We start from the raw sequence: 11512 nt of genomic DNA, 5'->3' as shown, positions 1-11512 counted from the left end.
CTCGCCGTACCGGTCGAGGACCGCATCGACCACCGCGTTGTCGCCGGCCAACGCGCCGCTGTGGGCCTGCGCGAGGCGCGCGCCGCGCTGGCTGCGTCCGGTCTTCAGCGCGACGACGGGTACGTCCCGCTCGGCTGCCTCCTCGAGTGCGGCCAGGAAGGTGTCCGCGTCTCGAACGGTCTCGAGAAACAGGCCGATCACGCGGGTGGACTCGTCCGCGAGCGCGAACTGCATGTAGTCCGCGACGGTCGTGACCATCTCATTTCCGGGCGACACGATGTAGTTGAACGCGACCCCGCGCTGGTTCTGTAGAAACGCCTCCCACACCGAGCCGCTGTGGGAGATCAACGTCACGCGACCCGTCGGCGTCTCCGGGTTCACGCGATAGCCGGAGATCGGGAGTCGGCGGTCCGGAGACACGAAACCCATGCAGTTCGGTCCGCAGACGACCATCGAATTGGCCTGCGCGATCTCCGTTAGCTGCTGCTGGAGCGTGGGTCCCTCGCCGGGCTCCGACCAGGTGCTGCCAAATATCGCGGCGGCCGGAATTCCGCAGTCGGCGACCTGCTGGAGCGCATCGACAATGCGTTCGTTCGGCACCGCAAGCAGCGCGCAATCGGGTCGCTCGGGCAGTTCGCCCAGCGACGGATAACACGGGCGGTCGTAGAGAGTCTCGTAGCGCGGGTTGACGCCGAAGATCTCGCCCGGGTAACCAAACTTCATGAGGTTGTTGAAGAGTATTCCGCCGAAGCGCTCGGGCCCGCTGATGCCGACGATCGCGACCGAGCGTGCGTGGAGCAGCGGCGTCAGATCCTGACGCGGCCGCCGCGATTCGGCGCCAGACACAGAACCCACGTGGTGCACTCCTTCAGCATCGGTCAGCAGATACTTTAGGCCGCAGGGCCGGGGCGACAAGCCTCAATTATTCGGTCGACTCGTCCTCTGAGGCGGAAGCTGGCGCTGCCGCGGCCCGAAGCTTCTCGATTCGCTCAACCGTCTCCTTGGCCTCCGGCAAACGGAACCAGGCCGCGCGGGATGCGTAGCTGGTAGCCCGGTTGAGTTCGCCACGATCCGCGAGGAGCCCCGCGAGTTCATTCGCCGCCGATGCTGTCCGCGGGTGCAGGTCGAGAAAGCGCACCAGCCGACTCACGGTATCTTCGGGATCTTGCTCGCGCACGAGTGCGATCGCAGCGAGCGCGGGGCCCGGATCCTCCGGGCTGGCCACGATGGCTCGGTCGTAGAGTGCGAGTGCCTTGGTGGAATCGCCGGCCTTTTCGGTGAGGGCGGCCAGGCCTGAAAGGGCCCGCCAGTTCGTGGATTCCATCTCCAAGGCACGCTCGTAGCTCGCGCGCGCCCGGTCGGCCTTGCCCTCGGTCGAGAGTGCGCTGCCCTGCAGTTCAAAGAAGACCGCCTTGTCGGGATGCGCAGCCAGCGACAGATCGATCAGGCCGGCTGCCTTCTCGTGCTGTTCAAGCATCCCGAGCTGCTCGATCAGAACCCGGAACGCAATCGCGTTCGAGGGGTCCGTCAGATCGAGACCAGTCGCCTCTACGGCCTGCACAGCCTCAGTGGCCTTGCCGTCTGAAGCCAGCAACGTGGCCTCCTCGGCGGACGCAACCGCAGCCTGCCCGGGCATCTGGCTCAAGCGCTGCAATCCTTCGGTGACGATCTTGCGTCGACCAACCGAATGCGCGAGGCGGACGCTCAAGAGATACGCATCGGGGTCTCTGGCATGGGCGTGGATATAGCGATTGGCGATCTGCAGTGCGTCGTTGGTCACGCCCTGTGAAGCGTAGAGCTCCGCCAGCGCGTAGCCGGCGTCGGTGCCGCCGGGATCTGTTCGAAACGACTCGCGGTAATGAGAGATCGCTCGCGGAAAGTTGCCGACACGCTCGGCGGCCTGTCCGGCCAGAAAACGTCCAACTGCGTTGTTCGGCCACAGTTTGATTCCAGCCTCGAAGGCCTTGAGCGCCCCCCGGGCATTACCCTCGCCGAGGAGGATGCGGCCGAGAACCAGGTTTCGGAGTTCGGACTGGTCCAGCCGGCTTATCGCCTCGCGGGCCTTCTTGAATTCTTGGGCCTGAACAAGGGTGTCGGCATAGGCAAAGCGAAGACGCGGCGCTCCCGGAGTGATCGCGACTGCCTCTTCGAAAGCAACGATTGCCTTGTCGTACAAGTCGCGCGACACGTAGTGATCAGCGAGAACGAACCACGCAATCGCGGTTTCCCGCGACTCTGCTTCTTCGCGCAGAATGCGCTCCTCCACATCGATATTGCCCATGGCTCCGTGCCGCCGTGCGAGGTTCGTGCGAAACACGCCACTGTTCTTCGCCTCAGCGGAGGCGCGTTCGAGGACCTGGGTGGCGCGTTTGTATCGTCCGGTCCGATCGTAATACGAGACGATCTCCTCGACGGCGACTCTCTCGGTGGGAAATCGCTCGGCACACTCGGCAAAATGCATGTCTGCCGTCTCGTGATCGCCATTCTCGAACGCGAACAAGGCGCGGGCGACACACAGTCTCGCGAGCATCCCCACCGCGATCGTCCCGTCGTCGGCGTCGAAGTTCAACTGTGCGACATCGAGAGCTGCGTTGGCTTCTTCGATTCGATTCAGCGAGATCAGCGTCGTCACACGAGTCACCAACACCGGGAGGTTCGTGGGATCCTGTTCGAGCACCCGATCGATGGCCACGAGCACATCATCGTGATTCGCCGCTGCTTTGTTGGCTTCCACTCGCAGCATCAGGGCGTCGAGATTATTGGGCTCGATCGCCAAGACCAGATCGATCTCCTCGACCGCATCGGGTGCAGTTCGGCTCTCGATCATCGCCTCGGTCAGGAGCATGCCGGCCACGACCCTGTATTCGGTCGCCTCGGCGGCCTTGCGAAGCGGCCACACGGCGAGCCCACCGCTGCCCGTACGCAGCAGTGCCGTCCCGAGCAGCAAGAACGCCTCGCTTTGCGATGGGTCCTTGTCGACGATCTTCCGCAGCGGAGCGAGAGTTTCCGTAAATTTGCCAGTGCTGTGCAATTCTCGGATCTCTTCCAATGGATCGCTCGGACCGCACGCGAGCGCGAGGAGAAGAAAGGCGAGAAGAGGGATTCGCAGGGTGGCGCGTATGACGGGGGACATCCTCTCTCAATTCTCCTTGCTGTCGAAGTTTTGATCGTGTTCTTTGGTGTCCAGGGCCGACACCGTTGGTTCGCGTTTCCCTGGAGCGGCTGATTCCGACAGGTGTAAGGCGGATCCGCCGAAGGGACCAAATGTCTCCCAGGCGTCCTGTTGTCTGATATCACAATCGTCGACGTTGCAGCGGCGCCAGGCGGCCTCGATCACGCGTCGGTCGAAGGGCACCACGTGATGGTAGTGCTGCAAGAACCGTTTCGTAAGTGATTCGGCCTGGGTCGGCAGTGCGGAAGGGGGGACGACCGGGACGCTGCCGTCGAAAAGCATCCGCAGCTTCCTCAAGTTTTTGTCGGTGAGTTGGCTGCGCGAGGCGGGGTTGATCTGACGCAGCTCCGAGAGTGTTTTCTTGAATCGTGGAGATCCCGGACGGTCCAGCTGCCAGCGGGCCATTAGCGTGGCGCACTGCTCCGCGCGTCTGAGCCGACACATCTCGCGCGCCGCCGTCTCGATGACCCGCTCGGGCAGGATGTCCGCACCGCCTGAATAACGATGGAGGAGTGAGTTCCGCAGTGCGACTTCCCGGTGAATCGAGCTGGAGAGATTGGGGAGGTACGCCGGCTTTCCCAGGAAGAACGCCTTGGCGGCCCAGTAGCTCAAGAGCGGATGCCGCAGGGTCTGGATCTCGCCCTCGAGTTCGGTTGCGTGAATCGTGCCGAGGGGCACCAACTCGTGGGAGAGGAGCTGGGCAAAGCTAGTGATCCCGACCCGGGCGAACCCGGCAGTGAAATCGGGTTGGGCAAACCGCTTCGCGAGCGCGTCGACGTCCAGCGCGCGGTCCATCCGATTGTGGCCAATTAGCAGCAGGTCCGACCCGAGGGCGAACCAGACGGAGATGTGCGGGAACACTTCGGCGTAGGTGCGGAGCACGAGAGCGACGACCTCAGAGTCGGTTTCGTAGACGTGGAACCACTGCGCATACACACCACCCGGCTCGAGGTGCTCCCTCGCTGCCTGCAGGAACTCGCGGCTGTAGAGCATCTCGACGCCGGTAACCCACGGGTTGCTGGGCTCCGAGACGATCAAATCGAACTTCCGGTCGCTTCGCAGCAGCGTGCGATACGCGTCGCCGCGGAGCATATTGACCTTCGGGTTCTTCGATGCATTCATGTTTCCGACGTCGAAGAATGGGGCCGCCGCGATGACAGCCCTCGAGATCTCGGCCACGCGCACGCTGCGGTTCGCGTCGAGGGCGGCGAGTTCACCCGTCGTGACACCGGTTCCCCACCCGATCACAAACGCGCGCTCATAACTCTCTGCGAGCAAGGCGGGGATCAGTGCGCTGAGGGCCATCGTGGGATAGTCGCCCGTGAGACTCCCGTCGGGCTTTCCGTTGACGATAATGGCGCGCGTCTCCGGCTCTCCACCGTACTCGAAGACGGTGACGCTACTCGAAGGGCCGTCCTTGTAGAAGATCACCTCGCCCAGACTGCGTATGTGGTGATCGAACATTTCTTGCGCGCCGCTGAACGTGTGCCGCGTGGGCTCTCGCGATCGAAAGAGTCCCGAAGCGAGCTGCTTTTCCGACCAGGCGGGCAAGAGCCAGATCGCGGCCAGCGTCGGGAATAGCATGAGCGCGGGTACCAGACGTGGCAGGGGCCGGAGCACCTGCAGGGTGAGGATCGCGGCGCCGACGGCGAGGGCGCTCATCGCGATCCGGTAGATTTGGTGCAGATCGAACCAGAAGAAGAGCACGTAGCCCCCGACCAGAGCACCCAGCAGCGAGCCGATTGTGTTCCAAGCGTACAAGCGGCCGGCGACGGATCCCAGATCGCGAATCTCGCGCCGCAGCTCATTGAAGAGCAAGGGGAGTAACGCCCCTGAGAGCCCGATCGGAACCAGGAACAAAAGCAGTAGACCCATGAAGATGGCGAACTGATAGCCATAAAAGGCAAGCTCGACGGTACTAAAGAGCACCCGAGTGAGATGGGCCCAGTAGGGGGCGTCGCCCATCACGAAATAGAGTGGGAACAGCAGCAGGACCAGCAACCACTGGGAACCCACTACGAACCCGCGCGGAATGTTGTGGAAGACGGACACAGCGAGACTGCCGAGTGCGATGCACAGCACGAAGACCGCGACGACCATTGCAAATGTGAACTGAGACGAGCCAAACGCAAGACCGCCCATTCGGTTGAGGGTCGTCTGCAGCGTCATCATCCCGAAGCCCGCCAGCAGTGCAACGGATGCCCAGGTGCCCAGCGAGGGAACCGTTTCCGCGTCGGCGGACGGCGACATGTCGGGGACGTTCTCTCGGTGGCGGCGATCGAGTTGCGTGAAGGCTGCAGCCGCGAGGAGATTCAGGCAACCCATGGAATAAATGACGGGGTCGAGACCGAGTGCTGGGATCAGCACGAATCCACCAGCGAGAGCCCCCGCGAAGGCGCCAGCGGTGTTCAAACCGTAGATCCAGGCGTGCACGCGTGTTGCCCGCTCGAGGTTGCCGGCCAGAGACAGTGTCAAGATGGGAATCGTGCCCCCCATCAATATGGTCGGGGGGCCGAGGAGCAGCGTCGAGAGCGCGACATCGAACGCAAACCCTGTCCCGCTGCCGGTTGGACCGAGTAGTGAGAGCTGCTGGACAAGGCCGAAGATCCAGGGAAATAGCAGGGCGTAGAGCCCAATCCCCGCCTCCACGAGGGCGTAGATGTACAGCAACCGAGGAGGTTCGCCGCGCGTCTGTGCCCGCGCGACGACACGACGGGTCAGACGGCCGAACACTGCGTATCCCGTGGACAGACCGCCGAGGAAAATGCCCAGCACGGCCGCCGTAGCCTCGGCGTGTGACCCGAGGAGCGTGGCGAGATACTTCTGCCAAGCCACTTCGTAGACGAGGCCCGAGAAGCCCGTGAACACGGTCAGGATCAATGCAGCCGGAAGGACGAATCGCGTCCGATCAACGGGCTCTGGAGCGGGCATGCGCGGTAGCCTACCCGCCCGGCTGGGCGTTCGCTGATTTTTTTGAACGTTTCGCGGTCGGCAGGTTATTCAAGATTGCCTTCCGCTGTGCGGAGTCGAGGTCGGCAGCTGCGATCCATGCCATCGCCGCTTCGGGATCCCTCTCGAACCACATCCGGGTATATCGGAGCGAGCGATACTTACGCTGCTTCTCGTCCGTCATCTGTCTAACCCACTCGAGGGCCTCGGAAGGTGACGCTTCAGCGATGGTCTTTGCGAACTCATCGACCGCCTTGTCGCGTGCTGGGCCAGCTGGAGCAGACTTCAGCCAGGCCTCGGCTCCCTCGGGATTCATTGGGGCCCAGTTTCTGAAAAGTTTGCGAACGGCATCGGTCCGTTCGGACTCCCGGGTCTCTTCGACGGGAAGGCTCATTACCCATGTAATCACAGCGTCGGAATCGTCTTCCCGAGACCACTTGTTCGCGATCATGGACAGGCAACTCATGGAATACCAGTGCTTCATCTGGCTCTCATACCACTGCGTCGCGCGCTTGGGGTCGAGGACCGTGAGAGTTCCACAGGCGTGACCGAAGACATCTGCTTTGAATTCGTTCGGCGAGTCATCTGGCACGCCCTCCGCCCAGGCAATGATGGCGTCCGGTCCGTCGCGCTTCGCCTGGCCAGCCAGGCGAAAAGCGAGCCGGCCGCGGCGCCGGGCATCCGGTTCGTTCGCAGCGAATGCGGTTACCTCTTGCCGATCGCCACTACTCACCCAGCCGGAGAGCGCTCTGGAGTGAAATTTTGCCCGAAGCCCTTGGTCTTCAATCTTGGCGGCCTCCGCGAGGGCCGCTGGGCCGTCGTTGTAGCCCCAGGCGGCAATCGCCTCTTCCATCAGGACGGATTTCCATCGGGTCGGCCATTCGCTGGCTACCTTGTAGGCGCCCGGGCCGTCGAATCGCGTCCAGGCCAACATTATCAGCCGCACATCGTCCTGGGTTATACCCGTTCTATGATCCTCGATTGCTTTGAGCACCGACTCCACGTCATCGGGACGCATCTTTCTCAGGAAACTCGTCAGCAAATACTTCCGTTCCAACTCATTTCGTTCACTGAGCGCAGCGCGAAGAGTGTCTATACCCTCTAAAGGGGAAGCGGAAACGGAAGGACTGGTGGAAGCGGTAGACGGTTCGGAATCCGGCGAACAGCCAAGTCCAAACCAAGTCGCGAGTAGCGCGACGGCGAACCAACGCAACTTCATTCGAAGGTCTCCTTACTTGCCTCAAGATCATCTGCTAGAATGGACGGCTTCAGCGACTGCGGTGGCGCGTCGACCAAGAGTCGCGCATATTAACCGCTCGAGACCGTTTAATATACTTATTATTTCTCCCAGGGCGTTAAATATAATTGACGTGTGCCCAGGAATCTGTTCGACTGTAACAGGCGATGACTGATTTGAACAACTGGCTAAGCAGATTCGGACGCACCCTGGTGCTGAGCCTTGCAATCCTGACAATCACTTTTCCCGCGGGCGCGCAAGCCCCTGTCGAGACGCAAACTCCTGCTGAGGCCCCCGAAGAAGGCGACCATACCGCAGCTACCCGCGAGAAACCCGAGGAATTGGAGCCTCTGGTCGAGGTTCCCGAGGTCGAGGACGCCCCCGCCCCTGAGCAGAGCAAGGACATCGAAGAGATGGTCGTGCTCGCCAGCGGCCGCGATGACTTCCTCAAGAGTATGTCGGTCTCGGTCACGAGCTTCAGCGCTGCGGAAATCAAAACTCTGCGGATTCAGAACATCGCCGACCTCGCCGACTTCACGCCCAACCTCGAGATCAACACCCGCAGTGCCGCATCGAACCCGACGCTCTTCATCCGGGGCATCGGCCTGAAGGATTACAACGCGAACGCGGCCGGCGCGGTGGCGGTCTACCAGGATGGCATCAACATCAACGCCCCGGCGATCCAACTCGGGCAGCTCTTCGACGTTTCATCAATCGATGTGCTCCGCGGTCCCCAGGGAAGCGTAAACGGACGCAACGCGACCGCGGGTGCCATCATGATCAACTCCACGCTGCCAGACGGAGAAACGGAAACGTCGGCCAGCTTCACGTACGGCAACTTCAACAATATAAATGTAGAGGGCGCGATCTCGCTACCGATCATTGAAGATCTGCTCTCGGTCCGGGTGGCTGCCACGGCGAATTTCCGCGAAGGCCTCACCACAAACCACTGCGCAAACTGGGATCCAGAATCGCTCGGCAGACCACTGCTCACCGAGACGAAAATCCGCGAGTACTGGGCAAACAACCTCTACCCGACCCACCGCAATGACCAGCCCTCAGGGACCTACTTTTTCACAGAAAACGACGGTACGCCTAATTTCCACGACCACGTGAAGAATCATGGCACCGGCATCCACGAGCACCTCAAGGGCAACCCGATCCCAAAATTTCCGCTAAAAGCGAATGCGAGGTTTGCCGAAGGGCCGGGGACCACAGACCCAGCGCGTCAGATATCACCCGATGGGGTCTGCGTAGTTGCCCTACCCGGTCAACTTTTTTTTCCACTAGAGCCAGGGAATGCTGATCCTTTTTGGAATTCATTCACAGAAGACAACCCAAACATTCTGCTGCCGGAAGACTTTCAGGGCCTCAAGAAAAAGGTCAACAACGTTGATAACTGGGCTGCACGCATGATATTGCGCTTTCAACCCGACGTGGGTGAAGGAATGGACTGGGTCCTGAACATCCACGGCGGCCAGAACCTCGGCGATTCCAAGCGCCTCCAGGCGCTCGCCGCACAATTCCTTCTCAACCAGGGCGACCCCTTTTACAAAGAGAACCTGGGATTCGTAACCGACGTGACATCTGGCGCTAACTCGACCGTATTCGGGACCCTCCCGCCGCTAGAGGGGACCCGATTGGTACGAGGACTCGAGGCGTTTGATAGTAACGACGGCGACCGAAAACAGGGCGGCCGCGGAGGGAGCGACATCGACGCTGGCTTCTACAACCAGGACGGCCTCGAGTTGCTCGATGCCTACGGCACCAGTCTTCGCGGGGTCTGGGACACGGGATTTGTCAAACTGACCTCGATCTCGGGTTTCGAATGGTATGAACGCAGCATCGAAGACGAAGGCGACTACACCGCAGAGTCCTCCGCCGCCGCAATCCTCTTCGACAGCGCATGGCAATTTTCCGAGGAGTTGCGCATCGAGGGGAGTGGCGAAGATTACGAGTGGGCCACGGGCGGCTTCACACTGTACGAGTCCCTCGACGCTTCGAACATCTTCCCGGGGCTCCTCAGTCGACGACTCGAGCAGTTCTTCGAACAGACACTCACGAGCGGTGCCGTCTATGGCAACGCGAAATATTGGCTGCTCGACGAGGTGTCCGTCAGCGTCGGCATCAGGTACAACCACGAGCACAAGAAATTCACGCTCAACAGCAACATCGAGATCTTGGGCGGCAATTCCGTCAACTCGATTCCCGAGGCGAGCGAGCAAAAGGTGTGGACCGGCGTGACGGGTGAAGTACAACTCGCTTGGCAGCCAGGTGGCGATTGGATGTACGACGCTCGCCTCGATTCTTTGAACATGTACATCAAGTTCGGCCGCGGAATGAAGGGCGGTCACTTCAACGCGGGGCTCACAATCCAGTCGAACGCCTCGCAGGTGCAGCGGATCGACCCAGTAGAGCCCGAGTTCATCAACTCGGTGGAGTTTGGGTTCAAGTCCAGTTGGCTCCAAGATCGACTGCACCTCAACTTCGCGGCCTTCCGCTACTGGTACCAGAATCTCCAGGTTTTCGACTACACGAACGAGTTCGGAGAGCTGCCGATTCAGAGGCTCCTCAACAGCGACGCCAGGGTGATCGGTGCAGAACTCGAGGGGACGATCTACCCGCTACCCGGGTTCAAGGTGCAATTTGGTGTCAGCTGGCTCGACGCAGAGTTCGTCGACTTCTTTGTCACCAAAGCAATTGGGCAGCCTCGCGGTGTAGGTGCTGTCTCGCCATTTGACTACAGCGGCAATCCATTGATCTCGGCGCCCGATTTCAGCTTCAACGCTCTCGTCAACTACGAAATTTCCTTGTCTCGGTGGGGGACTCTCGTCCCGCAGTACACCACCAGCTTCCGAACGAGGGTCTACCTCGACCCGCAGGCGGTAAAGATCATCTCCCAGAGCGCCTTCTGGGTGCACAACGCACGGATTACCTACCGCACTCCGGATGGGCGATTCGAGATTGCCGGTTGGGTCGATAACTTCTTGGAAAAGCGTTATCGGATCGACGCCTTCGATGTTGCGATCGGGCAGAACCAGATCCTCGAAGTGTGGAACGACCCGCGCATGTTCGGCCTGACGGCCTCCGCCTACTTCTAATTCTAAGCCCATGGGCCAGCGGGAACATCCGCTCGTCGAGTTCTGCTTCTTTTTCGATTTCTTTTTCGACTTTTTCGACGACGCGAAGCGGAAAGCACGACGCATCCAAGGGCCACGAGCAGGTGAGTACCGGGCTCGGGCACGGCCCTGATGTACAGCCGCGGCTGACTCCACTCGGGACCGTCGAGAGATCCGTAGACATTGTGGTCATAGCCATTCACCGCATGCGATACCATTGCAAAGCCATAGGCTGACGATCCATCATTGGCCAGCCAGGCGTTGAGCAAAGCCGTGACATCGAATTGGAGTGCCCTCTCGGGTGAGTCACCAGAGAGCGTGGCATGGCTGAATGTGGGGTAAAGGGTGGGCGCGCCAATCGAGGGCCGGCTCCACCAGGTAACTTCGCTGGGAACCCAGAACTCCAGCACTGGATTCAAGCTGGCGGGGCGGTGAGATGCCCGACCCGAGACGTTGTTGCGAGGACCAATTCGGACGATTTCGAAGACAGCGCTCAGAACAGAGTCCACAGCGATCACACTGAGATCGGGAAGAAACAACGACACGGCCTCGCCGAAGTTCCGGCTCGCAGCGACCTCGAGACCCAGGGCGGAGACGAAGTTTGAATCGGGCTCGAACTCGATAACCATGGTGTCCTCGAAGGGCACCATGATGATGCTCCAACAGGTCGAGGTTGCCGTAAATGAGCCCAACTGAAGCAATACAATCAGAAGTGGCAGCTTGTATCGGGCTGAACGCCCCGCCGAACCAACAGCCTGTTTCCCATTCGGTGACTGTCCGAATCCACTCCCTCCAAACATTTTTTGTCCCCCTGTAATGCCATCAGCAATCGGCAACTAAGGGGCGCAACATGAGGAGGGTGTGGCAGAAGTCTGGCGACGAGGAACTCCGTTGAGGCTGTCGCCAATCGCGTGGAAGCGTATAAGTTGCCGATTTCAAGGACGAATTTCGGGGATTCCACCCCGGGATCACCGGATGTCGAAAGCGGAGAATCTTTTTGCGCGAGTAGATAATTCAGTGCACAAGAGGCTCGCG

6 protein-coding genes are annotated in these 11512 nt (G+C 60.7%); 1 reads left to right on the top strand and 5 read right to left on the bottom strand.

Annotated elements, in window-relative coordinates:
* From IH881_18625 to IH881_18610, 4 genes are all read right to left on the bottom strand, one after another.
* Positions 1-855 (bottom strand): CoA-binding protein (locus IH881_18625; protein MCH7869715.1); only part of this gene is annotated, 855 nt, incomplete at its 3' end.
* A gap of 67 nt (positions 856-922) precedes the next feature.
* Positions 923-3133, bottom strand: a complete 2211-nt coding sequence (locus IH881_18620; GenBank protein MCH7869714.1) for a tetratricopeptide repeat protein — start codon at positions 3131-3133, stop codon at positions 923-925.
* 6 nt (positions 3134-3139) lie between these two features.
* Positions 3140-6103 (bottom strand): fused MFS/spermidine synthase, encoded by a 2964-nt coding sequence (locus IH881_18615; GenBank protein MCH7869713.1) that lies wholly within the window; start codon positions 6101-6103, stop codon positions 3140-3142.
* A 10-nt stretch (positions 6104-6113) separates the two neighbouring features.
* Positions 6114-7178: a hypothetical protein gene (locus IH881_18610; protein ID MCH7869712.1), complete on the bottom strand. Its 1065-nt coding sequence runs from the start codon at positions 7176-7178 to the stop codon at positions 6114-6116.
* A gap of 356 nt (positions 7179-7534) precedes the next feature.
* Between IH881_18610 and IH881_18605 the strand changes: the two genes are divergently transcribed.
* The gene (locus IH881_18605; protein ID MCH7869711.1) at positions 7535-10459 is read left to right on the top strand and encodes a TonB-dependent receptor plug domain-containing protein; all 2925 of its coding nucleotides are present in this window, start codon (positions 7535-7537) and stop codon (positions 10457-10459) included.
* A gap of 2 nt (positions 10460-10461) precedes the next feature.
* On the opposite strand, the gene IH881_18600 is transcribed toward IH881_18605, so the two are convergent.
* Positions 10462-11127, bottom strand: a complete 666-nt coding sequence (locus IH881_18600) for a DNRLRE domain-containing protein (GenBank protein ID MCH7869710.1) — start codon at positions 11125-11127, stop codon at positions 10462-10464.
* Positions 11128-11512: the final 385 nt, after the last annotated feature.

Source organism: Myxococcales bacterium (assembly GCA_022563535.1).
Lineage (GTDB): Bacteria > Myxococcota_A > UBA9160 > UBA9160 > UBA4427 > DUBZ01.
This window is presented reverse-complemented; position numbering and strand designations above follow the sequence as displayed.